This window comes from Rathayibacter sp. PhB186 (genome assembly GCF_003751825.1).
Classification (GTDB): domain Bacteria; phylum Actinomycetota; class Actinomycetes; order Actinomycetales; family Microbacteriaceae; genus Rathayibacter; species Rathayibacter festucae.
This window is the reverse complement of the sequence record NZ_RJKO01000005.1, coordinates 229,052-253,522: the sequence shown is the minus strand read 5'-3', so window position 1 is coordinate 253,522 and position 24,471 is coordinate 229,052. Positions and strand designations below refer to the sequence as shown.

Here is a 24,471-nt window from a genome sequence, read left to right as displayed (position 1 = left end):
CATGTTGGCCGAGCAGGCCCGCCTCATGCTGGTCGAGCAGCCCCGCAGGGGCGTATCGAGACCCGGCGTGCTCAGCAGGGCGGGACTGCAGACCCAGCTCCGAACGGTGGTGGATCTCGATACGCCCGCTGCGCGGGCTACTCGATCAGCAGGGAGAAAGCCACCGCATTCCGATGGACGCCCCTCGCGCACTCGCGCGGGGGGGCGTCCGTCGTCTCAGCGGTAGGAGGCGGCCAGGCGGGCGAGGCCCTCGTCGAGGGTGACCGCGGGCGTCCACTGGAGGTCGGCGCGGGTCGCTCGCTGGTCGAACCAGTGCGCGGTCGAGAGCTGCTCGGCGAGGAAGCGGGTCATCGGCGGCTCGTCCTCGCCCGGGCGCACCGCCCAGACGCGCTCGACGAGCGAGCCGGCGGCGCGCGCGACGCCCGCGGGCACCGACCAGGCCGGCGGCCGCACGCCGGCGGCGCGGCAGATCCCGGCGAGCAGCTCGGCCACCGGCCGCGGCTCGCCGTTGGTGACGACGTACGCGCGGCCGGGCACCGCCTCCGCCCGGCCGAGCGCGGCGACGATCGCCGAGGCGGCGTTGTCGATGTAGGTGGAGTCGATGAGCGCCTGGCCGTCGCCGAGCAGCGGCAGCCGGCCGGTGCGGGCGCGCTCGACGATGCGCGCCACGAGCTGGGTGTCCCCCGGCCCCCAGACCAGGTGCGGACGCACCGCGACCACGGCGAAGCCCGGCGCGTCGGCGGCCAGCGCCAGCAGCTCGGCCCGCGCCTTCGTGCGCGCGTAATCGCCGCGGGCCCGCTCGGGATCGGCGGGCTCGGCGCCCTCGCCGATGATCGAGGCGCCGGCGTGCGCGACGGACGGCGACGACACCTGGACGAAGCTCCGGACACCTGCGCGAGCGGCGGCCGCCAGCAGATCCCTGGTCCCGTCGACGTTCACCCGGACGAAGTCGGCGGGATCGCCCGCGAGCGAGACCTTCGCCGCGAGATGCACGACTCCCTCGCAGCCCTCGACCGCGGCCCCGACGGCGCCCGCGTCGGCCAGCGAGCCGCGGACGTCCTCCACCCCGCTCACTCCCGACGGACGGCGCTGGAACGTGCGGACCTCGTGCCCCGCCGCGACGAGCCCCGCCGCGACGGCGCCGCCGAGCAGCCCGCTGGTGCCGGTGACGAGGACCCTCACGGCGCGACCATCCGGCCGCCGGCGAGGATCGACTCCGCCCAGCGCGCCAGCGCGGCCCGGTCGATCTTGGAGTTGTGCCGGATGTCGGTCGGCAGCGCCGGCACGACGAGCACGGCCGCGACCGGTGCGCCGACGGCCGCGCGGACCTCGGCGGCGAGCTCCTCGGAGGCGAGCTGCGTGCGGCGGGCACCCTCGTGCCGCTCGACGACGGCGACCAGCTGCGCGATTCCCCGCGGCCCGACGCCGACGATCGCGGCGCGGGAGACCGCGGCGACGCGCGCCTCGATCCGCTGCTCCGGCCCGACGGGCGTGACGACGCCCTCGGCCGTGACGATCACGTGCGGCAGCCGGCCCTCGACCCAGAGCCGGCCGTCGGCGTCGATCCGCCCGACGTCTCCCGTGCGGTGCCAGCGCTCGCCCGGGACGGCGCCGCGGCGCGCGGCGCGGTCGGTCAGCCAGAGCCGCTCGTAGTGGTCCTCGACGTGCCCGGCGGAGACGACGATCTCGCCGGTGACGCCGACGAGCTCGGCCGGCTCGGCGGCCGCCTGTCCGTCGTCGTCGAGCGGCGCGATCCGGAGGCGGACACCCGCGGCCGGGACCCCGACGCAGACTCCCCCGCGCGGATCGTCGGCGGCGGCGGCCGCGCGGATGCCCTCGAGCGACGCGTCGGTCAGCAGCAGGCCCTCCGTCATCCCGTAGGGCGTGCGGGCCGAGGCGTTCGGCATCAGCGCCTGCGCCTGCGCCAGCAGGCCCTCGGCGACGGGCGCGCCGGCCGAGAGGAAGGTGCGGACGCCGGCGAGCGCGCGGTGGTCGTCGGCGTCGAGGTCGCCCGCGGTGGCGACCACGTTGGCGAGCGCGGCGGGCGAGAGGAAGAGGACGGTGGCGTCGACGCGCGACGCCGCGGCGGCCACTGCCCGCGCGGTGAGCGTCCGCGGCGAGGTGACGTCCATGTCCGGCGTCGCGGAGCGGGTGCCGAGCGCCGGGCCGAGGAGGGCGAACGGCGCGAAGCCGGCGACGAGTCCGGTCCCCGGTCCGATGCCGTACTGGCGGGCCAGGGCGTCGCGGACGCCGGCGAGCTGGCGGTGCGTGTAGACGACGCCCTTCGCGGGTCCGGTCGATCCGGAGGTGAAGAGGATCGCGGCGGTCGCGTCGGCCGCGGGAGCCTCGCCGAGCGCGTCGGCGGAGGCTTCGAGCTCCGCGCGGCCGAGCTCGATCAGCTGCCCGAGCGAGGTGTCGACGCCGAGGGCGCGGGCGGAGGCGCTTGGCAGGGTCTGCGTCGAGACGCGACCGCCCGGCCAGCCGAGCGCGCGGGCGACGGCGAGCCCGGGCAGCGCGCCGACGACGAGGTCCGGCCAGGCGCCGCGGACGGCGCGGGTCAGCCCGCGCAGGCCCAGGCCCGCGTCGGCGACGACCACGACGGCCCCGATCCGCAGGCAGGCGTAGAGCAGGGCGGTGAGGTCGGCACCGGGCGGCACCAGCAGCGAGACGCGGTCGCCCGGCGCGACGCCCGAGGCGCGGAGCCCCGCGGCCAGCTCGCGGACGCGCTGCGAGAGCAGCCGCCAGGACACGGAGCGCGGTCCGCCTCCGCCGGGCGGCGCCATCTCGACCAGCGCGAGCGAGTCGTCCTCGACGCGCTCGTCGAGGTGCCGCCAGAGCGGCTCGATCGGCACGGTCGGGCGCTGCACGTCGGGCGCCTGGACACCGGCGGTGACGTCGCCGAGCCAGGTGAGGACGGCGGCGGAGTAGTCGACGTCCTCCGCGAGCAGGTGGCCGGTGCCCTCGAAGCGGTGCACCTGCGCGTGCGGGAGGCGGTCGACGAGGTCGTCGAGGTAGCGGTCCGAGAAGATCGGGTCCAGCGGGCCCCAGAGCAGCAGCGCGGGGGTCTCCAGCGCGCGGACGCCCGCGGCGATCCGCTCCAGCTCGGCGTGGCTCGGGTGCGCGGGGCCGACCGGGATGTCGGCGACGAACCCGCCGACCCCGCCCCGTCGCTCCGCCGAGCGGTAGGGCGCGCGGTAGCCGTCCTTGACCGCGGCCGGGATCGCCGGGTGCCCGAGGGCGAGCGTCGTCTCGAGGAACGCGGGCGTGCCGACGGTCGAGGCGCCGAGGACGCCGGAGGCGAGCGCGAGCCGCAGCGGCGCGGGGATCGGCGCGTCGGCCGGCTGGTGGATCGCGGTGTTGAGCAGCATCGTGCCGCGCAGCAGCTCGGGGTGGTCGACCGCCCAGCCGAGCGAGACGACTCCGCCCCAGTCGTGGCCGAGGGTGACGACGTCGGTCAGGCCGAGGACGTCGGTGAGGTTCGAGAGCTCGCGCACGCGGTCGGCGAGGGCGTGCAGCTCGCCGGTGCGCTCGGAGAAGCCCATCTCGAGCTGGTCGACGGCGACGACGCGCCAGGCCGGCTCGCCGCGGCGGGCGGCCGCAACGGTGGCGGCGGCGAGGGCGCGCCAGAGGTAGGACCAGGTCGGGTTCCCGTGCACGCAGAGGATCGTGCCGAGCGGCTCGACGTCCCCCAGAGCGTCGGCGGTGTCGAGCAGGTGCCAGCGGCGCGGGACGCCGTGCGCGTCGGGCGCGTCGACGAGGCGCGACCAGGACGGATCGAGGCCGTCCAGTCCCGCCGGCGGCAGCTCCGCCGCCGAGGTCGAGCCGAGTGCGCGGCGGATCCTGGCGGCCGGGTGCCGGCCGGCGGCGGCGCTCACCAGGCGATCTCGAGCATCGCGGTGTTGATGCCGGAGCCGACGCCCAGCAGCAGGACGCGGTGGCCCGGCTCGAGGGTCTTCGACTCCTGCGCGAGGGTGATCGGGATCGACGCGGGGCCGACGTTGCCGAGGGTCGGGTAGGTGGTGGGCACCAGCTCGGGGTCGATGCCGACGGCCTTCACGAAGGCGTTGGTGTGCACGTCCGACACCTGATGCATGATGTAGCGGTCCATCCCGCCCCAGCTCCAGTCGCGCTTCGCCTCCTTCCAGGCGGAGACGACGAGCTCCATGCCGCCCTTGAGCAGCGCCTTCGCGTCGGTGAACATCCCGTCGACGCTGCCGACGCAGAGCTCGTTGAACTGGGTGGCCGCGCGGGTGATGCCGCCGAGGATCCGGTGGCCCTTGGGGTGCTCGTCGGCCGGGCCGAGGATCGCGGCCGCGGCGCCGGACCCGAGGGTCAGGCTCGCGAACTCGCTCATGAAGTCCTTGCGCTTGATGCCCTCGCGGCTGAGGCGCTCGATGGTGTTGACCTGGATCTCGTCGGCGTCCTCGCCGTCGATGATCATCGCGTACTTGATCTGGCCGGAGTCGATCAGCTGGGCCGCGAGCGTCATGCCGTTGACGAAGCCGAGGCAGGCGTTCGCGATGTCGAAGTTGATCGCGGAGGAGGGCAGGCCGAGCCCGTGGTGCAGGCGCACGGCGACCGAGGGCTCGAGGTGCTTGCGGGTGACCGAGGTGTTGATGATCAGCCCGATCTGGTCGGGCCGGATGCCGGCCTCGGCCAGCGCGCGCTTGCCCGCCTCGATCGCGGCGCCGTCGAAGCCCTGCTCGGGACCCCAGTTGCGCCGCTCCTGCACGCCGGCGACGCGCTGGAGGAGTCCGGTGGGGAGTCGCAGCCGCTTCAGCGCCGGCGCCAGTCGCGCGTCGATCTCTTCCGACGTGGTCACCCGGGGGGCCATCGTGGTAGCGACGGACAGCAATGCGACGTTGCGGTGCGTGGTCGTTGCGTTTCCGTCCAACGGAACTCCCTATCGAGTTGTCGATCTCGGCATGTGCCCCCGTGATTTTACGCTGTCGTTCACCCGACGCTTGCTGGACGCGGGCTGGACGGCGGCGACATGCACACTCCGGGGGTCTGCTGCGCGCGCTGGCGCGGAATCGCGCGCGTTCTCGACGGTGTCCTCCGGGGTGGCCACAGGCGACCCTCCGGTGTCAACCACCCGGCGCTCGGCGCACCTCCGGCTCGCGGAAACGGCTTCGGCTCGCAGGAGCAGCCGGATTCCACGAGCCGGACCTGAGATCGCGAGCCGGACGTGACGGCCGCCGAGCTCCGGCTCGCGGAGACTGCTTCGGCTCGCCGAAACAGGCGGATCCGACGGGCCGGAGCCGAAACCGCGAGCCGGAGGTGCGGGCCGCCTACGTTCGGCTCGCGCTATCAGCCTCGGCTCGCTGAAACAGCCTGGTTTCGCGAGCCGAGACCGGAATCGCGAGCCGGAGGTCCGGGTCACCGACGTTCGGCTCGCGAAAACAGCTTCGGCTCGCCGGAACTGGCGGATCCCGCGAGCCGAGGCAGGAATCACGAGCCGGAGGTGTCGGCGGAGGAACAGGCGGCCGAGCTTCGGCTCGCGGAAGCAGCCCCGGCTCGCCAGAACGGCCGGATTCCACGAGCCGGAGCCGAAACCGCGAGCCGGAGGTCCGAGCCGCCGACGCTCGGCTCTCGGAAACAGCCTCGGCTCGTTGGAACAGCCGGAACCCGCGAGCCGAGGCCGGAACCGCGAGCCGGAGGTGTCGGCGCAACAACAGGCGGCCGAGCTGCGGCTCGCGGAAACCGCCCCGGCTCGCCAGAACGAGCGGATTCCACGAGCCGTGACCGAAAGTGCGAGCCGGAGGTGCGGGCCGCCGACGTTCGGCTCGCAGAAACAGCTCGGGCTCGCTGGAACAGGCGGAACCCGCGAGCCGAGGCCGGAATCGCGAGCCGGAGGTGTCGGCGGAGGCCCGGGCGGCCGAGGTTCGGCTCGCGGGAACCGCCTCGGCTCGTCGGAATTCACCGGTCTCGCGAGCCGGGGCCGGTTTCGCGAGCCGGAGGTGCAGCGGAGGTGCAGCGGAGGTGCAGCGGAGGTGCGGCGCAGGTGCGGGCGGAGGCGAGCAGGGACGGAGGTGCGGACGACAGCAGCGGGCGGCGCGAGCCGCCTCAGGTGCCCATCGCCCAGGGCTCGCGGTCGCCGCGGAGGCGGGCGGCGAGCGCCATCGCCTGCTCGTCGGTGAGGGTCGCCACGTAGTCGACGACGCCGCGGGCCCGGCCGAGGCGCTGGAGCGACTCCGCATCGACGCGCGGGCGGCCACGCTCGCCGGCCGGCAGCCACTCGGGGCGGTCGGCGCGGAGGCGGAAGTAGCCGTCGGTCGCCAGCTCGATCAGGTCGAGCAGCTTCTGCGGGGCGCGCGGGCCGTCGCGCGGATCGTCGAGCCAGGCGTCGAGGTGGGTGACCAGGGTCCCGAGCACCTGCGACTGGCCGCGCTGATAGGTCGCGAAGTCGGGCCGGTCGATGACGAAGCGGGTGTGCACGAACTTGAGCACCGCGACGTCGTGCCAGGCATCGGGGAGCAGCGTCAGGTGGCCCGAGCGCACGTTCGGCTCGGCGAGCACGAGCACCGAGCGCTGCAGCCGGCCGATCCAGGAGGAGACGAAGGACTCGATCGCCCGCTCGGTGCGGGTGGAGCCGTCGAAGGGGACGGCGAGCAGACCCTCCACCAGCTCGGCCGAGACCCGCTCGACGGAGGAGCGGAAGTGCTCGTCGCTGGCGATCCACGGGTCGCGGGCCACCAGCCGGCGCCGCAGCATCTCCAGCGAGTGGCCGGGCGCCCGCGCCCAGAGCTCGTCGGCGTCGAGGGCGGCCAGCGCGTTCTGCTCGCGGAGGAACGCGCGGAACTCCACGGCGACGGCCGCCTGCTGCAGCACGCCCGCGCGGTAGAAGTCGTCGAGGTCGTGCAGCGAGTAGGCGATGTCGTCGGCCACGTCCATCACCGAGCACTCCAGCGTCTGCTGCCACGGCGCGATCGCGGTGAAGCCGGTGCGGGAGTCGAGCAGGTCGTCGAGGTCGAGGGTGTAGGCCGAGAACTTGGGCGGCGCGGTCTCCCAGCGGCTGGCGGTCGAGCCGCGCGGCAGCTCGGTCGGGTCGGCGGTCTCGAGGTCCGGCCGGCAGACGGTGCGGCCCCACGGGTACTTGAGGACCGCGGCGCGCGAGGCGGCCGTGAGGTTGAGCCCCGCCTCGACCGTCTCGCAGACGTCGAGCTCGGAGAGGATCCGGAACGACTGCGCGTTGCCCTCGAAGCCCTCCTCGAGGCCGAGCTTCTCGCGGGCCAGGCGGTCGAGCGCCTGCTCGCCGAGGTGCCCGAACGGCGGGTGGCCGAGGTCGTGCGCGCTGGCCGCCGCCTGCACGACGACCGGGTCGCAGCCGCCGAGGCGCTCGACCAGCTCGCGCTGGGCGGTGTCGGTGGTGGTCAGCTGCATCGCGATCGCGCGGGCGACAGCGGTGACCTTGATCGAGTGCGTCAGCCGGTTGTGCACGACCTGGCCGACGCCGGAGGGCGAGATCACCTGCGTCACCGCGGAGAGCCGGGCGAAGTAGGGCGAGAACCGGATGCGCTCGAGGTCGACCCGGTACTCCGGGAACTCCTCGCCGGTGGCGAAGCGGTCGACGGGCTCCGGCGTGCGGCGGTCGCGGCGGGTGTCGTGCGCCCGGTCGTCCGCGTGCGCCCGGTCGTTCGCGGGGGGCAGTGCCGGTGTCGCCTCGTGCATGGGCCCACCCTACGGGCGGAGCTCCCCCGGCTCCCCGCGGCCCGGCTCGTCCCGCCCCGGCTCCTCGCGCTCGAAGCGACTGCGCGGCGCCACCGCGATCAGCACGGCGGCGGCGACCACCGCGCCGAGCACGTACGCGGCGATGTCCAGCCAGGAGAAGGTGCTGCCGACGACGAGCCGCAGCGGCGGCCACACCTCGACCAGTCGAGCGGCGGCCCCGATCGCCTGGAGCTGCTCCATCGCGATCGACCAGGCGAGGGCGATCCCCGCGGCGGTCACCGCCGGGATCCGCGGCAGCAGCACGCAGACCAGCAGCGCGACGAGCACGACGTAGAGGACGCTGCCGGCGAGGTCGGCGAGCAGGCCGGCCAGGAGGAAGCGCAGGGCGAGTCCGAGCGCGAGCGCGCCGATCGCGGCGAGCGCGAACGGCAGCCGGGCCCTCATCGGGCGCCGTGCGCGCGGCGCACCCGGTCGAGGGCGAGGAGGAAGGTGCGGTCGTCGGCGACGGTCCAGCCGAGCGGCCCCGGCGTGGCGACCACGAGCGGCACCAGCACGCGGCGGCGCGCCCGCGCGGCGAGGGCGGCGGCGGAGGACCGGGCCGCCTCAGAGACCAGGCCGCGGAAGCCCTGTCCCGCGGCGGCACCCCGCTCCGGCCGGGCCGCCAGTACGGCGAGCACGACGGCCCGGACGCGGAAGGCGCCGTGCGCGACCGTGCCGACCTCGACCGAGAGGACGTCGCTCCAGTCCGCGATGGCCAGGGCGTCGGCACGCTCCCCGGCGAGCGCCGGTCCGTCCGGACCCAGGGTGACGACGCCCGTGGCGTCCGGTGCGACGGCGGCGGCCGGGGCGGCGATCCGCCGCAGCGCCCGGTCGAACTCGCGGCCGCGCAGCAGTGCGACTCCGTCGGCGACCGCCGCGAACTCGGCCAGCCGCCGCCGGTTCGCCGGGGACGTCTGGCGCAGCTGCGCGGCGAGCGCGCCCCGCGCCCGGCGGACCTCGGCCGGTGAGGTGATCAGTGCGGTCGGCTCGAAGCGGCGCCGCGGGGGCAGTGGATCGGAGGGCAGCGGATGCGCGGAGGCGTGCGGCGGCGGGGCGCCCCAGTCGGGCGTCGGTGCGGCGGCCATGTCCCCTCCCCCGGAGCACTCGGGACCGCGGCGCTCCTCCGTCGATTCTCCCGCCTTCCGCCTCCGCCTTGCCCGCGAGCGCCGACGGGCTTACGATGGGAGTACCCCCGGGGGGTATCCCTCCGCCGGGTCCCCCGCCCCACGCAAGGAGAACAGCATGACCGCGCACCTCGATCTCGGACTCACCGCCAAGGGAGCCGCGGGCGGGTCCGGGGGCGGCTGCGGGTCGGGTGGCGCCTGCGCCTGCGGCGGTCACGACTCCGGCCACGCGTCCGGCCACGGCTCCGCCGCGGGGACCTCGGTGCAGAGCTTCGGCGTCGCCGGGATGACCTGCGAGCACTGCGTCCGCAGCGTCACCGAGGAGCTCGCCGCCTACCCCGAGGTCGACAGCATCGACATCTCCCTCCTCCCCGACGGCGTCTCCACCGTCACCGTCGGCTCCTCCCGTCCGCTCGGCCGCGAGGAGATCGCGGCCGCCGTCGCCGACGCCGGGTACCGCCTCGCGCCCCTGGCCTGAGACGGCCGACTCAGAGATGGCAGACGCAGCGATGGCCGACGCAGCCGCGACCGGCCGCACGGAGACGCCCGCCGAGCTCGAGCTCGCGATCGGCGGGATGACCTGCGCGTCCTGCGTCGCCAAGGTCGAGCGCCGCCTGGACGCGCTCCCCGGCGTCCGCGCGAGCGTCAACCTCGCCCTGGAGCGCGCCACGCTCGCGCTGCCCGAGGGCACCACGGCCGCCGACGCGATCGCCGCGGTCGAGGCCGCCGGCTACACGGCGACGGTCACCGGAGCGGCGCCCGCGGCGGACGACGGCACGGACGACGGCGCGCCCTCCCGCGAGGAGGAGGCCGCCGAGTCCGAGCGCCGCGTCCTGCGCACCCGCCTCACGGTCTCGGCCCTGCTGGCCGCGCCGGTCGTGCTGCTGTCGATGATCCCCGCGCTGCAGTTCGCGAACTGGCAGTGGCTCTGCCTCACCCTCGCCGCGCCCGTCGCCGTCTGGGGTGCCTGGCCCTTCCACCGCACCGCCTGGCGGGCGCTGCGACACGGCACGACCACGATGGACACCCTGATCAGCCTCGGCACCACCGCGGCCTTCGCCTGGTCGCTGTACGCCCTCTTCCTCGGCGACGCCGGCCGGCCCGGGATGAGCATGCCGTTCGAGCTGCTCGGCACCCGCTCCGGCCACGACGAGATCTACCTCGAGGTCGCCGCCGCGGTCCCCGTGCTGGTGCTGGCAGGCCGCTGGCTCGAGGCCCGCTCGAAGCGCGACGCCGGCGCGGCCCTGCGCGCGCTGCTGAAGCTCGGCGCGAAGGAGGCGACCCGCGTCGCGGCCGACGGCACCGAGGAGCGCGTCCCCGCCACGGCCCTCGCGGTCGGCGACCGCCTGCGCGTCCGGCCCGGCGAGGTCGTCGCCGCCGACGGCACCGTCCTCGACGGCTCGAGCGCCGTCGACGCGAGCCTGCTGACCGGCGAGAGCATGCCGGTCGAGGTCGGCCCCGGCTCCGTCGTCACCGGCGGCGTGCTCAACGCGCACGGCGTGCTCACCGTCCGGGTCGACCGCGTCGGCTCCGACACGACCCTGGCCCGGATGGGCCGCCTCGTCTCGCAGGCGCAGGCCGGCAAAGCGCGGGTGCAGCGCCTCGCCGACCGGGTCTCCGCCGTCTTCGTGCCGGTCGTCGTCGTGCTCGCACTGGCGACCCTCGTCGGCTGGCTGCTCGCCGGCGCCGACCTCGCCGCCGCCGTCTCGCCCGCCGTCGCCGTACTGATCGTCGCCTGCCCCTGCGCACTCGGGCTCGCCACGCCCACCGCCGTCCTCGTCGGCACGGGCCGCGGCTCGCAGCTCGGCATCCTGATCCGCGGACCGGAGGTGCTCGAGACGAGCCGCCGCGTCGACACCGTCGTCCTCGACAAGACCGGCACGCTGACCACCGGCGCCTTCACCGTGGCGGCGGCGAGCGACGACGAGTCGCTCCGTCTGCTCGCGGCCGTCGAGCGCGGCTCCGAGCACCCCCTCGCCGCGGCGATCGTGCGCGGCGCGGAGGAGCGCGGGCTGACCGTCCCCGAGGCGACCGGATTCCGCGCGAGCGCCGGCTTCGGTGTGCGCGCACGGGTCGACGGCCGCCTCGTCGTCGCCGGGCGCCTGCGCTGGCTCGACGAGCAGTGGGGCTACGCGCCCGGCGACCTCGCCGCCCGCGCCGAGCAGGCCGCGGCCGACGGCGGCACCGTCGTCGGGATCGGCTGGGAGGGCGAGCTGCGCGGCTTCGCCGTCCTGCGCGACGAGCCGCGGCCCGAGGCGGCGCGCACCGTCGCGTCGCTCCGCTCCCGGGGGCTCCGCGTGCTGATGCTGACCGGCGACAACCCGCGCGCGGCCACGGCCGTCGCCGCCGCGGTCGGGATCGACGATGTCGTCGCCGAGGTGCTGCCGGAGGAGAAGCTCGCGGTGATCGAGCGGCTGCGGTCCGAGGGCCGCACGGTCGCCTTCGTCGGCGACGGCGTGAACGACGCGGCCGCCCTCGCCGCCGCCGACCTCGGCATCGCGATGGGCGCCGGCTCCGACGCGGCGATCGAGGCGAGCGACGTCACCCTGGTCGGCGACGACCTCGCCCGCGTGCCCGACGCGCTCCGGCTCGGCCGGCGGACCCTGGGCGTCATCCGGGGCAACCTGTTCTGGGCCTTCGCCTACAACGTGGCGGCGATCCCGCTCGCGATGGCCGGCCTGCTCGGCCCGCTGGTCGCGGGGGCCGCGATGGCGTTCTCCAGCGTCTTCGTGGTGCTGAACAGCCTGCGGCTGCGCTCGTTCCGCGCGGAGTGACGTGCGCGGAGCGACGTGGTTGGCTGGGTCCATGCGCACCGAGACCCGCCAGGGCGTCCCCCTCCTCCTCGTCGACGACGACGGGCCCGCCCTCTCCACCTCGGAGGACGCGCTCGCGGTCATCGGCGAGATCTACGGCAGCGACGCCGAGACGATCGTCGTCCCGGTCGGCCGCCTCGATCCGGAGTTCTTCCGGCTCCGCTCCGGCATCGCCGGTGAGTTCGTGCAGCGCTTCGTGATGTACGGCAAGCGGCTCGTGGTCGTCGGCGACATCACCGAGCAGGTCTCGGCCTCGAGCACCCTGCACGACTTCGTCGTCGAGTCGAACCGCGGCGACCACCTCTGGTTCGTCCCCGCGCTCGACGCCCTCGACTCCCGCCTCCGCGACTCCGCGACGGCCGAGGAGCCCGGCGCCGATGGCGGAGTGGAGCCCACCCCCGGCCCCGCGCTCTGATGCCGGACGGGCGACCCGTGGCGCCGATGCTGCGGCTCGACGGCCCGGTGCGGCTGCTGCTGCTCGCCGACACGCACCTCCCGAAGCGCGCGAAGGCGCTGCCCGACGAGGTCTGGCGGGCGGTGGACGAGGCCGACCTGGTCGTGCACGCCGGCGACTGGGTGGACGAGGCGGCGCTCGACGCCCTCGAGTCCCGCGCCGCGCGTCTGCTCGGCGTCTGGGGCAACAACGATCCCGCCGGGCTCCGGGCGCGCCTCCCCGAGGTCGCCCGCGCGGAGATCGCGGGGGTCGACGTCCGCGTCGTGCACGAGACCGGCCCCGCGGCGGGCCGCGAGGCGCGTGCCGACGCCGCCCACGCCGGCGCCGACCTGCTCGTCTTCGGCCACAGCCACATCCCCTGGGACTCGCGGACCGCGGCCGGGATGCGACTGCTCAACCCCGGCTCGCCGACCGACCGCCGCCGCCAGCCGGCCTGCACCTACCTCACCGCGGTCGCCGAGGACGGCGAGCTGCGCGACGTGCGCCTCGTCGCGCTCCCGGTGCGCGTCCCCGCCCGCTGACGGCGCGCCGTCCTGCCGCCGAGCGATCCTTCCCGCCGCGCGAGCGCGGGGCTACGCTCGCCGCATGATCGAGGACGCCGTTCCGCTCGTGAGCCACCGGGTCGGCGACGGCCCCGCCCTCGTCCTGCTGCACCCGGGCGGCACCGACTCGCGGTCCCTCGAGCCGCTGGTGGCGGAGCTGCGGAGCGACCACACGCTGCACCTGCCCGACCAGCGCGGCCACGGCCGCACGGCCGACACCGACGCTCCCCTGAGCTTCGCCGCGATGGCGCGCGACACGATCGCCCTGATCGAGTCGCTGCCCGGCGCCCCCGTGCACCTCCTCGGCCACAGCGACGGCGCGATCGTCGCCCTGCACGTCGCCCTCCGCCGCCCCGACCTCGTGGCGAGCCTGGTCTTCTCCTCCGGCGTCTTCCACCACGACGGCTGGCTGCCCGGCGTGCTCGACGGCGAGGCTCCCGACTTCCTGAGGGAGAGCTACGCCGAGGTGTCGCCCGACGGCGCCGCGCACTGGGACGTCGTCGTCGCGAAGCTCGACGCGCTGCACGCCGCCGAGCCGGAGCTCACCACCGCGGACCTGCGCGGCCTCGCGGTGCCGACGCTCCTCCTCTTCGGCGACGACGACGAGATCCGCTTCGAGCACGTCCTGGCGATGTACGACGCGATCCCGGACGCCGAGCTGGCCGTCGTCCCGCGCGCCAGCCACGGCGTGATCGTGGAGAAGCCGGGCTTGGTCGCCCGGCTGGTCCGCGACTTCCACGACCCCGGAAAGACCGACGGCTTCGCGCCGATCCGCCGCGCCTGAACGCCCGCCTTCGAGACCGCTCAGCCGCGGCACGACCGGTTCCGGCCGGCGGCGCAAGGGGGTCACAGCGGAATACGGTCGGCCTAAGCTCTCGGAGATGACCAGCTCACACGACCACCCCGATTCCGCGCACCTGCGTCCGGACGGTCTCGACGACGCCACCGTCGCTGCGCTGGGCAAGCTCTCCGAGGCGCTCGAGACCGTCGAGCACGCGCGCGGACTCCTCTACGGCTTCCACCGGCTGACCGGCGCCGCGGACCTCGCGCTCGGCGAGGCGGTCGACGCCTTCCGCGAGGCGGGGCGCGACGAGGTGGCCGACTCCCTGGAGAAGGAGCTGGTCGGCCGGAACGTCATCGAGGGCCGCTGGACGTTCCAGATCGTCGAGGACTACGACGACGGCTACTACGCCGCCTTCCGCGACCAGGAGCGCGCCGCGCGCGACGAGCTCGCCGCCGGTCGCCGCCACCTCTTCGAGTCCGAGATGAAGGAGGACCGTCGCTCGCACGGTCTCCGCCACCACGAGTCCCGGCCGGATCCCGAATGAACTCCGTGATCCGGATGCACGCCTCCCCAATGCGAGTGCGCGCCGTCACCCCCGGCTCCGATCGGCGCGGGCCGACGCCTGCGCCCACGACCCGGCGCACCAGCCTCAGCATCGACGGTCGCCGCTTCCTGCTCGCCCTCTCCTTCGACACCGAGGAGCTGGAGAAGAAGCTCGTCGAGGCCGTCCGCGAGCGCGGCGGCATGGTGAGCTTCACCGTCGCCGGCGACCGCGAGGTCTGCGTGCTCGTCTCCCCCGGTGTCGCCGTCATCCTCGAGCACGAGGACGTGCCGGTCGACGAGTTCGAGCCGGACGACGCGGTGCAGTACGACGACGTCGAGTACCTGACCTAGACGCGGGCCGCTCCTGCGCGGCTCGCTCCTGCGCCGCTCCGTGCCGTCCGGGTTCTCGTGCTCCGCATTATTGACACGAGTAAACCCGCGTGCTGAACTGGGTCCGCCGCGCCACCGATCGTCGTCGGCTCTAAGGAGAAATCATGACCTTCACCCTCGGAATCGTCGGCGCCGGCCAGTTCAGCCGCCACTTCGCCGATCTCTTCCACCGCCACCCCGGAGTCGGCGCGATCACCGTGACCGATGTCCTCGACGGCCGCGCGGAGACGCTCGTCGAGTCGGAGGGACTGGCCGGGACGCACGAGAGCTTCGAGGCGATACTCGCCGATCCGGCGGTCGACGCGGTCGCCCTGTTCACGCAGCGCTGGACCCACGGACCCCTGGTCGCCCGGGCGCTGCGCGCGGGGAAGCACGTCTACTCCGCCGTCCCGATGGCGAGCGACGCCGACGAGATCGCGGAGATCATCGAGCTGGTCTCGGCGACCGGCCTGACCTACATGATGGGCGAGACCAGCCAGTACAACCCGGCCACGGTCTTCGCGCGGCGCAAGCACGAGGAGGGCGCCTTCGGCCGCGTCTTCTACCTCGAGGGCGACTACCTGCACGACATGGACCACGGCTTCTACGACGCCTACCGCTACAGCGGCGGCGACGACTGGAAGTCGACCGCCAGCTACCCGCCGATGTGGTACCCGACCCACTCCATCGGCGGCGTGCTGGGAGCCGTGCCGATGCACGCGACCAGCGTGAGCTGCACGGGCATGCGCGACCACCTCGACGACGGGGTCTTCGACACCGACGTCAGCATGTTCGGCAACGACTTCTCGAACATGACCGCGCTGTTCGAGCTCGACGGCGGCGGCTCGATGCGCATCAACGAGTTCCGCCGGGTCGGCTACCCGTCCTTCCTCCGCGAGAGCCGCTTCCGCTTCTTCGGCACCACCGGCGTCTTCGAGCAGCTCGTGCAGACGAGCGTCTGGCAGACCGGCGAGGGCGTCGAGGACGTGACCGAGCAGCTCGCGACGACCGCGACGATGGCGGACGACGACCCGCGCCTCGAGAACGTCTCCCCCGCCCTGCGCGCGGCCTTCGTCAGCGGCCACGCACCGGTGCACGAGGAGGAGGCCGCACGCCTCCCCGGCGAGCTGGAGGGCGCGCCGAACGGGCACGAGGGCTCGCACCACTTCCTGGTGGACGACTTCGTCCGCGCCGTCTCGACCGGCACGCTGCCGACGGTGAACGCCTGGGTCGCCGCCCGCTACACCCTGCCGGGGCTCGTCGCGATGGAGTCCGCCCGGCAGAACGGGGCGCGACTGCCCATCCCCGACCACGGCGACGCCCCGGTCGCGGTCGGCGAGCCGCTCCCGGCGTCGGCGCGGGTCTGACGCACGGAGCGGGGGCGGGCGACGTGCCCGCCCCCGCTCAGAGTGCCGGGTCCGGACTCCCGGCGAGGAACGGCTCGAAGGCGTCGGCACCGCCGGGGCCGACCCAGTCGTACTCGAGGACGTCGTCGCCCGCCGACCACCGCGACGGCGTCGGCGAGTGCAGCCAGTCCAGCGGAGCGACTCCCCCGGGCGTGCCGCCGTCCAGCGCCAGCCGCAGCGCTTGCGCGAGGTCGGCGTCGACGGCGTCGGTCCGCGTCGCGGGATCGACGGAGACGAAGAGCGCGGTCCCGCTGCGGGCGATGAGGTCGAGGAACCGGCGGTTCAGCGCCCAGTCGGTGGCGGTCGTGCTGGGCACGCAGTCCGCGTCGAGGGTGAAGAACGCGTCGTGCTGGGCGAGACGGAACGCCAGCGCGTTGACGCCGACGCGGCGGGTGCGGTCCCAGTGCAGGCCCGAGGTGTCGTCGCCGACCCGCTGGGCGTGCACGAGCCCGGCGGCGAGGTGCCCGACGACGTTGCAGCCCAGCACCAGCGCCTCGCCGGCGGCCGCGCGCACCGTCGCGTAGAAGCGCACGAGCGCCTCGGCCGTGGTGACGGAGGGGTCGTGCAGCGCGGGCCCGGAACCGGGCGCCGCGCCGAAGTCCGGACCCCACGAGCCGAGGAGGTCGTAGGTCGAGAAGTCGTGCTTGATCAGCTCGAAGCCCCAGCCGCCGAGGCGCGCCGTGTCCTCCGCGACGAGCTCGAGGACGGCGGGCGAGCTGGGGTCGAGGGCGAGCGCCCCGTCCCGCCCGGCCCGCACTCCCTCGATCGGCTCCTCGCGCGTCAGCAGCGGCCGGAACCAGACGCCCGGCCGCACGCCCTCGGCACGGACGGCCTCCGCCGCCTCGGCCATGTCGGGGAAGCGGTCCGGGCGACCCGCCCGCCAGGGACCCGGTGAGGCCGCGAGGCCGTCGGCGGTCCCGGCGGAGCTCCAGCCGTCGTCGACGACGCCGAACGGGCGCACCGCGTGGTCGCCGACGAGGTCCGCGATCGTGCGCGCGTCGCGGACGACGGCGGCGAGGCCGAAGTCGCGCCCGTAGGCGTAGTACCAGTTGTTCGCGCCGACCAGGGGACCGCCCGTCGTGAGCGGCTGCGGGCAGAGCCGGCGGAGGAGCGACCGCTGGACGGCGAGCGCCCCCTGACCGCCGGAGAGGACGTGCACGATCGCCGCGGTCAGCACGCGGTCGCCGGGGACGACCGCCGCACCGCCGCTGCGCAGGTCGAGCGTCAGGGTGACTCCGCGCCGGTCGACCTGCCAGAAGGCGAGCGAGGCGCCGCCCACCTCGACGCCCCAGCCGTCGGTCGTGCCCGTGCGCGGGTGGTGCACGAGGGCCGTCCAGGGCAGGACCCGCTCGGCGCGGACGCCGCGCCACTCGAGCTCGCCGTAGGAGCGCTCCCACGCGTCCCCGAGCACCAGGCAGTCCTCGGGGATCGCCGCGGCCCAGCGCAGCCGCACCCGCGAGACGGCGGCGACGGCTCCGACCTCGACCCGCAGACCGCCGGAGCCGGTCTCGACGAGGTGGACGCGGACGCCCGGGCCTCGGACGTCGGCGAAGGCGCCGTCGGGGTCGATCTGCACGGCGATGCGTGCGGGATCCACGGGCGGAATCGTCATGATGCTCTCTCTCCGACCCGGCAGCACTGCTCGGAGCCGAGCCCGACTGTAGTTATGTAAGAACAATCATTCAACAGTTGAATTCCTCCCGGTTACTCGTGTAGCTTCCTTCGCAGCACGCTCCCCCGCACCGCGGAACGGGCGCCTCCTCACCTGCTCGGACAATGACGAAGGAGTCATCTCTTGCTGCTTTCACGACGGTCGAACGCGCGACGAACCGGGTGCGCACGATGACGGCTCTCCGCGAGGGGCGCACCCGCCAGGGCGCCGACGCGGTCCGGATCCGCCCGACGATGTCGCTCGGCCGGCGCCGGGCGCGCCGCTCCGAGCTGCTCGTCGCGCTCGCGTTCATCCTCCCCGCGGCCGTCGGCTTCGGAGCCTTCTACGTCGTCCCGACGATCCGCGGCATCTACCTCAGCTTCACGGACTACAACCTGATGAGCGCGCCGTCGTACATCGGCTTCGACAACTACCTCCGCCTGGCGAAGGACCCGCTGTTCTGGAACTCGGTCGGCGTCACCCTCGAGTACGTCCTGATCAACATCGTCGTCCAGACGGTCGTCGCGGTCGGCCTCGCCGTCCTGATGCACCGCCTCACCCAGTCCGTGGTGATCCGCGGGGCGATCCTGCTGCCCTTCCTGATCTCGAACGTCATCGCGGCGATGATCTGGTTCCTCCTGCTCGACTACCAGCTCGGCCTCGTCAACAGCGTCATCGAGAACCTCGGGCTCACCCGGATCCCGTTCTTCGCCGACTCGAACTGGGCGATCCCGACGATCGCGCTGGTCAATGTCTGGCGGCACATGGGCTACACCGCGCTGCTGGTCTTCGCCGGCCTGCAGCTCATCCCGAGCTACGTCTACGAGGCGGCCGCGATCGACGGCTCGAGCGAGTGGCGCTCGTTCTGGAAGATCACCCTGCCGCTGCTGCGGCCGGTGCTCGCGCTGGTCCTCGTGGTCACCGTGACCGGCTCGTTCCAGGTCTTCGACACGGTCGCCGTCACCACCCGGGGCGGCCCGGTCAACGCCACGAGGGTCATGCAGTACTACATCTACCAGGTCGGCTTCGGCGAGAACGACTTCGGCTACGCCAGTGCGATCTCGGTCGTCCTCCTCGTCATCCTCGCCGGCGTCGCGCTGATCCAGCTCCGGCTGCTGCGCGCCGACCAGTCCGACCTCGCGTAAGGAACGCCGATGTCCACTGCAGCTCCCGTCGCCCTCGATCCCGCCGCCGCCGCGTCCCCCGCGCCCGTCCCCGCGCGCACCCGACCGGCCCGCCGCCCCTCCCTCGGCCGCGTCGTCGCCTGGATCGCGCTGATCCTCGCCCTCGTCGTCACCCTCTTCCCGTTCTTCTGGATGGTGCGCACCGCGTTCTCGACCGGGAACGCCCTCGCCAGCGACACGACCTCGCTGCTGCCCGTCGACTTCACCTGGGGCGCCTTCGCCCGCGTCCTGGGCTTCTCCACCCAGGAGCAGGCCCTCGCCGAGGGCGGGTCGGGCGCCTCCGTGAACTTCTGGCTCTACCTGCGCAACTCGGTCGCCTACGCCACCCTGGTCACCCTCGGCCAGCTGCTCTTCTGCTCCCTCGCCGCCTACGCCTTCGCGCGACTGCGCTGGCCCGGCCGCGACGCCGTCTTCTTCCTCTTCCTCACCGCGCTGATGGTCCCGCCGATCTTCACCGCCCTGCCCAACTTCGTCCTGATGCGCGATCTGGGGCTCCTCAACTCCTTCATCGGGCTCTCGCTGCCGACGCTGCTGATGACCCCCTTCGCGGTCTTCTTCCTCCGCCAGTTCTTCCTCGGCATCAGCCGCGAGATCGAGGAGGCGGCCGAGCTCGACGGAGCGGGCAAGCTGCGGATCTTCTTCCGCCTCATCGTGCCGATGAGCACGGCGCCGCTCGCGACCCTGGGCATCCTCACCTACATCAACACCTGGAACGACTACTTCTGGCCACTGCTCGCCGGCAACACCGAGGACAGCCGCGTGCTCACCGTGGCCCTGGGCGTCTTCCGCTCGCAGACCCCGGGCGGCAGCCCGGACTGGGCCGGACTGATGGCCGCGACCGTCGTCGCCGCCATCCCCGTCCTCCTCCTCTTCCTCGCCTTCGGCCGTCGCATCGTCGACTCCATCGGCTTCTCGGGCGTGAAGTGACCGCCCCTCCCTCTTCTCCACCCCCTCCCTCTTCTCCGTCCCCTCCCCCTTCTCCGCCCCCTCCCTCTTCTCCGCCCCCTTCCCCTTCCCCTTCTCCGCCCCCTTCCCCTTCCCCTCTTTCCTCCCCTTCCCCTTCCTCCCTCTCCCCCTCCCTTCCCTCCCGTGCAATGAAGCAGCAGACAGGAACCAGCACCATGACCCGCATCCTCCGACGATCCGCCGCCGTCCTGGCCGGCACCACCGTCCTCACCCTCGGACTCACCGGCTGCGTCGGGGGCTCCGGCGGCGCAGCGAGCGGTGGCGGCGACAGCGCCGACATCGACACCAGCTCCGCCTCCGGCACCATCGACTACTGGCTCTGGGACAACAACCAGAAGGCCGCCTACCAGCAGTGCGCCGACGACTTCCACACCGCGAACCCGGACGTGAGCGTCACGATCTCGCAGTACTCCTGGGACGACTACTGGACGAAGCTCACCAACGGCTTCGTCGCCGGCACGGCCCCCGACGTGTTCACCGACCACCTCTCGAAGTTCGCGGACTTCGTGAACAACGGCCAGGTCGTCTCGCTCGACGGCGTCGTCGAGAAGGACGGCGTCGACGTCTCGCAGTACCAGAAGGGCCTCGCGGACCTCTGGGTCGGCGAGGACGGCGAGCGCTACGGGCTCCCGAAGGACTGGGACACCACCGCGATCTTCTACAACCAGGCCCTCGTCGAGGACGGCGGCTACACCGCCGACCAGATCGCCGGCCTGGACTGGAACCCGGACGACGGCGGCAGCTACGAGAAGGCCATCGCGCACCTCACCGTCGACGTCAACGGCGTCCGCGGCGACGAGGCCGGCTTCGACAAGACCCGCGTCGCCGTGTACGGCCTGGGCCTGGACGGCCAGTCCGGCGGCGGCAACGGCCAGACCCAGTGGTCGATGTACGCCGGCACCACCGGCTGGAGCTACACCGACAAGAACCCCTGGGGCACGAAGTACAACTACGACGACGAGCGCTTCCAGGCGACCATCGGCTGGATGGCGAAGGTCATCGACGAGGGCTACATGCCCTCCCTCGCGGCCGTCACCGGCAGCGACTCGACGCAGACCTTCGGCGCCGGCAAGTACGCGATGATCACCAACGGCTCGTGGAACATCAACTCCTTCTACGGCCTCAAGGACATCCAGGTCGGCACCGCCCCGACCCCGACCGGCCCCGACGGCAAGCGCGCCACGATGTTCAACGGACTGGCCGACTCCATCTGGTCCGGCTCGGACAACAAGGCCGCCTCGGCCAAGTGGGTCGAGTACATGGCCTCCGCCGACTGCCAGAACGTCATCGGCGCCGCCGGCGTCGTCTTCCCGGCCATCCCCTCCGGCTCGGACGCGGCCCAGGCCGCCTTCGCGGAGCGCGGGATCGACGTCACGGCCTTCACCGGGCAGGTCGACGAGGGGACCACGTTCCTCTTCCCGATCTCCGACAACGCGGCCAAGATCAACGGCATCATGCAGCCGGCGGTCGACGCGGTGTTCGAGGGCCAGGCTGAGCCGTCGTCGCTGTCGTCGGCGAACGATCAGGTGAACGCGCTGTTCCAGTAGCGCTTCGGCCAGACTGGCGGAGAGGGGGCGATCCTGTCCCCCTCTCCGCCGATCGTCGCTTACTCGAGGAGACCCCGTGCCGGACATCACCACCCCCCGCAAGCGCCCGACCCGCAACGACGTCGCGGAGCGAGCGCAGGTGAGCTCGGCCGTCGTCAGCTACGTGATGACGGGGGCGAAGCACGTCACTCCCGAGACGGCGAAGCGCGTGCGGACGGCGATGGAGGAGCTCGGCTACCGGCCGAACTCCACCGCTCGCGCCCTGCGCACCGGCCGGACGCACACTCTCGCCCTCATCGTCGCCGATGTGAGCAACCCGTTCTTCTCCGAGTACGCGCTGCAGCTCGAGATCGCGGCCACGGAGCGCGGCTACGCACTGCTCATCGCCAACTCGCACGAGAGCCTCGAGACGGAGGTGCGGCTCCTCGACGAGATCGCGCAGCGCGGCGTCGACGGCGTGATGCTCTCGAGCGTCCGGCACGCCAGCGACCGCTCCTCCCTCGACTCGATCCCCGTCCCCGTGATGTGGATCGACGCCTTCCATCCCGCGGACGGCGCCGCCAGCGTCGGGGTCGACATCCGCCACAGCGCGCGCACCGTCGTCCAGCACCTCGCCGACGTGCACGGCTGCCGCTCCGTCGGCCTCGTCATCGGCGCGAGCTCGCAGGACACCACCGACCCGCGCGTGCTGGGCTGGGCCGAGGCGATCGAGGAGATCGGACTGGAGCCCGGACCGGTGGTCACCACCACCTGGACGCGCGAGGGCGGGATCGAGGCGGCGCGGATGCTCCTGGACACCCCGAACCGGCCCGACGCCGTCTTCGCCGGCTCGGACCTCCTCGGCATCGGCGTCCTCCGCGGCGCGGCGGACCTCGGGCTCCGAGTCCCGGAGGACCTCCGGATCGTCTCCTACGACGGCACCGCGGAGTCCGCGTTCAGCGTCCCGCGGCTCACCTCCTTCAAGCAGCCGGTCCGCGAGATGGCCCGCGCTGCGATCGACACCATCATCGACTTCACTCCCGACAAGGCGCACCACACGCTGTTCCGCGGGGAGCTGCTCCTCCGGGAGTCCTGCGGCTGCGCGTCGTCCGCGCCCTGACCGGGCAGAACAGCCCCGATCCGGGCAGAACAGCCCCGATCCGGGCAGAACAGGAACACTCACCGTGACACTCGCCACCTCCTCGACCGGAGTCGTCCTCCGCAGCGCCGGAGTCGCCCTCGTGCTGGACCTCAGCGACTCCCGGCTCCCGTCGGTCGCGCACTGGGGGGCGGACTGCGGGCCGCTCGATCGGGCGGCGTTCGACGCGCTGGTGCTCTCGGGCGTCGCTCCGGTCGGCCCGAACGACATCGACGAGCCGATCCGCCTCGCGGTGCTCCTCGAGCACTCCACCGGCTGGACCGGCCGGCCCGGCCTCAGCGGATCCCGCGCGGGGGCGGCCTGGTCGCCGGCTTTCCGCACCACGAGCCTCGAGCTCGACGGCGCCGCCCTTCCGGCCGGCGAGATCGCGGACGCCGGCGCGGGGACGCTCGTGGTCCGCGCCCGGGACGACCTCGCCGCGCTCGGACTCGAGATCGTGATCGTCCTCGACCCCTCCGGCGTGCTGCGGATGCGGGCGGCGCTCACCAACCTCGGCGGTGACGGCTACCAGGTCGACGAGCTGCTGCTCAGCCTGCCCACCCCGGCCTCGGCGAGCGAGATCCTCGACTTCGCCGGCCGCTGGGGCAAGGAGCGGGTGCCGCAGCGCTCGGCCGTCACCATCGGCGCGCACCGCCGCGAGGGCCGGCACGGGCGGACGGGGGCGGACGCCGCCACCCTGCTCAGCGTCGGCGAGCCCGGCTTCGGCTTCGCCCGCGGCGAGGTCTGGGGCGTGCACACCGCGTGGTCCGGCAACCACGTCCATCAGGTCGAGCGCGTGCACACCGGCGTGCAGACCCTCGGCGGCGGCGAGCTGCTGCTGCCCGGCGAGGTCCGGCTCGCCCACGGCGAGACCTACACCGGACCGTGGATCCATGCCGTCTACGGCGACGGACTGGACGAGGTCGCGCGTCGCTTCCACCGGCAGCTGCGCGCCCGGCCGGGACACCCGCACTCGGCGCGGCCCGTCACGATCAACGTGTGGGAGGCCGTCTACTTCGACCACGACCTCGACGCCCTCGTCGAGCTGGCCGACCGCGCGGCCGACCTCGGGATCGAGCGCTTCGTGCTCGACGACGGCTGGTTCGGCAGCCGACGCGACGACCACTCCGGCCTGGGCGACTGGACCGTCTCGAGCGACGTCTGGCCGGACGGGCTGCACCCCCTGGTCGACCACGTGCGCTCCCTCGGCCTGCAGTTCGGGCTCTGGTTCGAGCCCGAGATGGTCAACCCGGACTCGGACCTCGCCCGGGCGCACCCCGAGTGGATCCTCGCGACCGGCGACCGGATGCCGCCCGAGTCGCGCTGGCAGCAGGTCCTCGACCTGGGCGATCCGGACTGCTTCGCCCATCTCCGCGACGCGATCCTGGCGATCCTCGACGAGTACGACATCGGCTACATCAAGTGGGACCACAACCGCGACCTCACCGACGCGGGCCGGCGTCCCGACGGAGCCCCGGGCGTGCACCGCCAGACGCTCGCGGTCTACCGGCTGATGGACGAGATCCGGGCCCTGCACCCGGGGCTCGAGATCGAGTCCTGCTCCTCGGGCGGAGCGCGGATCGACCTGGAGATCCTGGAGCGGACCGACCGCGTCTGGGTCTCCGACAACAACGACCCGCTCGACCGCCAGCAGATGAACCGCTGGACCGGCCAGCTGCTGCCGCCCGAGCTGATGGGCACCCACATCGCGTCGGGCGCCTCGCACACGACGGGCCGCGTGCACGACCTGTCCTTCCGCGCTCTGACGGCGCTGTTCGGCCACCTCGGCGTCGAGTGGGACCTGCGCTCCGCCGGCGACGAGGAGCTCGAGGAGCTGCGCCAGTGGATCGCCCTGCACAAGCGGCTCCGGCCGCTGCTGCACGGCGGCGACCTCGTCCGCCTGGACCACCCGGACGAGACGATCGCGGTGCACGGCGTCGTCGCTCCCGACCGCTCGGCCGCCGTCTACGCGTACGTCTCGCTCGCGCGCGCCGGCGTCGTCTCCCCCGGGCGGGTCCGCCTGCCCGGCCTCGATCCGGAGTCGGTGTACCGGGTGGCCCCGATCGTCGTCGGCACGCGGGGCCTCGCCGACCGCGAGGCGATCTGGTGGCCGCAGGACGGCGGGGCCTTCGAGCTGTCCGGCGCCCTGCTCGGCCGAGCGGGACTCGTCCCGCCGCTCCTGCACCCGGAGCGCGGAGTGCTCTACGAGGTGTCGCGGGTCGGGAGCGTGCGGCCGCCCGCGAGCTGAGGCCGGTGACGCC

Annotated in this window: 20 protein-coding genes; 13 read left to right on the top strand and 7 right to left on the bottom strand. The window is 73.8% G+C overall.

Translation table 11 applies throughout. The annotated features are described in order from the left end of the window. Positions 1-216: 216 nt before the first annotated feature. The 6 genes from EDF45_RS14460 to EDF45_RS14435 all read right to left on the bottom strand — a co-directional run bounded on the left by EDF45_RS14460 (position 217) and on the right by EDF45_RS14435 (position 8,795). Positions 217-1,182 (bottom strand): NAD(P)-dependent oxidoreductase, encoded by a 966-nt coding sequence (locus tag EDF45_RS14460; protein ID WP_123736744.1) that lies wholly within the window; start codon positions 1,180-1,182, stop codon positions 217-219. After that, positions 1,179-3,875, bottom strand: a complete 2,697-nt coding sequence (locus tag EDF45_RS14455) for an alpha/beta fold hydrolase (RefSeq protein ID WP_260312214.1) — start codon at positions 3,873-3,875, stop codon at positions 1,179-1,181. Before EDF45_RS14455 ends, EDF45_RS14460 begins: the two co-directional genes overlap by 4 nt. Next, entirely contained in the window at positions 3,872-4,834 is a 963-nt protein-coding gene (locus EDF45_RS14450) for a 3-oxoacyl-ACP synthase III (protein ID WP_372487889.1), read from the bottom strand. Before EDF45_RS14450 ends, EDF45_RS14455 begins: the two co-directional genes overlap by 4 nt. Positions 4,835-6,066: 1,232 nt before the next feature. Beyond that, positions 6,067-7,671, bottom strand: coding sequence for a deoxyguanosinetriphosphate triphosphohydrolase family protein (locus EDF45_RS14445; protein ID WP_123446646.1), 1,605 nt, complete (start codon positions 7,669-7,671; stop codon positions 6,067-6,069). A gap of 9 nt (positions 7,672-7,680) precedes the next feature. Beyond that, the gene (locus tag EDF45_RS14440) at positions 7,681-8,115 is read right to left on the bottom strand and encodes a DUF2809 domain-containing protein (protein WP_123736743.1); all 435 of its coding nucleotides are present in this window, start codon (positions 8,113-8,115) and stop codon (positions 7,681-7,683) included. Next, a complete protein-coding gene (locus EDF45_RS14435; RefSeq protein WP_123736742.1) occupies positions 8,112-8,795 on the bottom strand; it encodes a hypothetical protein in 684 nt (227 codons plus the stop codon). The genes EDF45_RS14440 and EDF45_RS14435 overlap by 4 nt, the downstream gene beginning before the upstream one ends. A gap of 157 nt (positions 8,796-8,952) precedes the next feature. Here EDF45_RS14435 and EDF45_RS21810 point away from each other — a divergent pair, with 157 nt between their 5' ends. From EDF45_RS21810 to EDF45_RS14395, 8 genes are all read left to right on the top strand, one after another. Beyond that, the gene (locus EDF45_RS21810; RefSeq protein ID WP_123736741.1) at positions 8,953-9,312 is read left to right on the top strand and encodes a heavy-metal-associated domain-containing protein; all 360 of its coding nucleotides are present in this window, start codon (positions 8,953-8,955) and stop codon (positions 9,310-9,312) included. Positions 9,313-9,343: 31 nt separating this feature from the next. Further along, the gene (locus tag EDF45_RS14425) at positions 9,344-11,608 is read left to right on the top strand and encodes a cation-translocating P-type ATPase (protein WP_123736740.1); all 2,265 of its coding nucleotides are present in this window, start codon (positions 9,344-9,346) and stop codon (positions 11,606-11,608) included. Positions 11,609-11,639: 31 nt separating this feature from the next. Continuing rightward, positions 11,640-12,062, top strand: coding sequence for a DUF4180 domain-containing protein (locus tag EDF45_RS14420; protein ID WP_123736739.1), 423 nt, complete (start codon positions 11,640-11,642; stop codon positions 12,060-12,062). A 26-nt stretch (positions 12,063-12,088) separates the two neighbouring features. Then, positions 12,089-12,622 carry a metallophosphoesterase gene (locus EDF45_RS14415; RefSeq protein WP_221181136.1) on the top strand — a complete coding sequence of 178 codons (534 nt, stop codon included), beginning with the start codon at positions 12,089-12,091 and terminating at the stop codon, positions 12,620-12,622. A 64-nt stretch (positions 12,623-12,686) separates the two neighbouring features. Then, complete coding sequence (locus EDF45_RS14410; RefSeq protein WP_123736738.1) at positions 12,687-13,427, top strand: alpha/beta fold hydrolase; 741 nt, start codon at positions 12,687-12,689, stop codon at positions 13,425-13,427. 97 nt (positions 13,428-13,524) lie between these two features. Then, positions 13,525-13,971 carry a hypothetical protein gene (locus EDF45_RS14405; protein ID WP_123736737.1) on the top strand — a complete coding sequence of 149 codons (447 nt, stop codon included), beginning with the start codon at positions 13,525-13,527 and terminating at the stop codon, positions 13,969-13,971. Then, complete coding sequence (locus EDF45_RS14400) at positions 13,968-14,321, top strand: hypothetical protein (RefSeq protein ID WP_123736736.1); 354 nt, start codon at positions 13,968-13,970, stop codon at positions 14,319-14,321. Before EDF45_RS14405 ends, EDF45_RS14400 begins: the two co-directional genes overlap by 4 nt. Positions 14,322-14,464: 143 nt before the next feature. Then, positions 14,465-15,706, top strand: coding sequence for a Gfo/Idh/MocA family protein (locus EDF45_RS14395; protein ID WP_123736735.1), 1,242 nt, complete (start codon positions 14,465-14,467; stop codon positions 15,704-15,706). A 37-nt stretch (positions 15,707-15,743) separates the two neighbouring features. On the opposite strand, the gene EDF45_RS14390 is transcribed toward EDF45_RS14395, so the two are convergent. Beyond that, positions 15,744-17,342 carry a hypothetical protein gene (locus EDF45_RS14390; RefSeq protein WP_221181134.1) on the bottom strand — a complete coding sequence of 533 codons (1,599 nt, stop codon included), beginning with the start codon at positions 17,340-17,342 and terminating at the stop codon, positions 15,744-15,746. Positions 17,343-17,650: 308 nt separating this feature from the next. Between EDF45_RS14390 and EDF45_RS14385 the strand changes: the two genes are divergently transcribed. The 5 genes from EDF45_RS14385 (at position 17,651) to EDF45_RS14360 (ending at position 24,458) form a co-directional block, all read left to right on the top strand. Then, entirely contained in the window at positions 17,651-18,541 is an 891-nt protein-coding gene (locus tag EDF45_RS14385; RefSeq protein WP_123732896.1) for a carbohydrate ABC transporter permease, read from the top strand. 9 nt (positions 18,542-18,550) lie between these two features. After that, a complete protein-coding gene (locus tag EDF45_RS14380; RefSeq protein WP_123736734.1) occupies positions 18,551-19,507 on the top strand; it encodes a carbohydrate ABC transporter permease in 957 nt (318 codons plus the stop codon). A 194-nt stretch (positions 19,508-19,701) separates the two neighbouring features. Continuing rightward, positions 19,702-21,093: a sugar ABC transporter substrate-binding protein gene (locus EDF45_RS14370; RefSeq protein WP_123736733.1), complete on the top strand. Its 1,392-nt coding sequence runs from the start codon at positions 19,702-19,704 to the stop codon at positions 21,091-21,093. Between the two features lie 76 nt (positions 21,094-21,169). Next, positions 21,170-22,192 carry a LacI family DNA-binding transcriptional regulator gene (locus EDF45_RS14365; protein ID WP_123736732.1) on the top strand — a complete coding sequence of 341 codons (1,023 nt, stop codon included), beginning with the start codon at positions 21,170-21,172 and terminating at the stop codon, positions 22,190-22,192. Positions 22,193-22,256: 64 nt separating this feature from the next. Continuing rightward, entirely contained in the window at positions 22,257-24,458 is a 2,202-nt protein-coding gene (locus tag EDF45_RS14360; protein ID WP_123736731.1) for an alpha-galactosidase, read from the top strand. Positions 24,459-24,471: the final 13 nt, after the last annotated feature.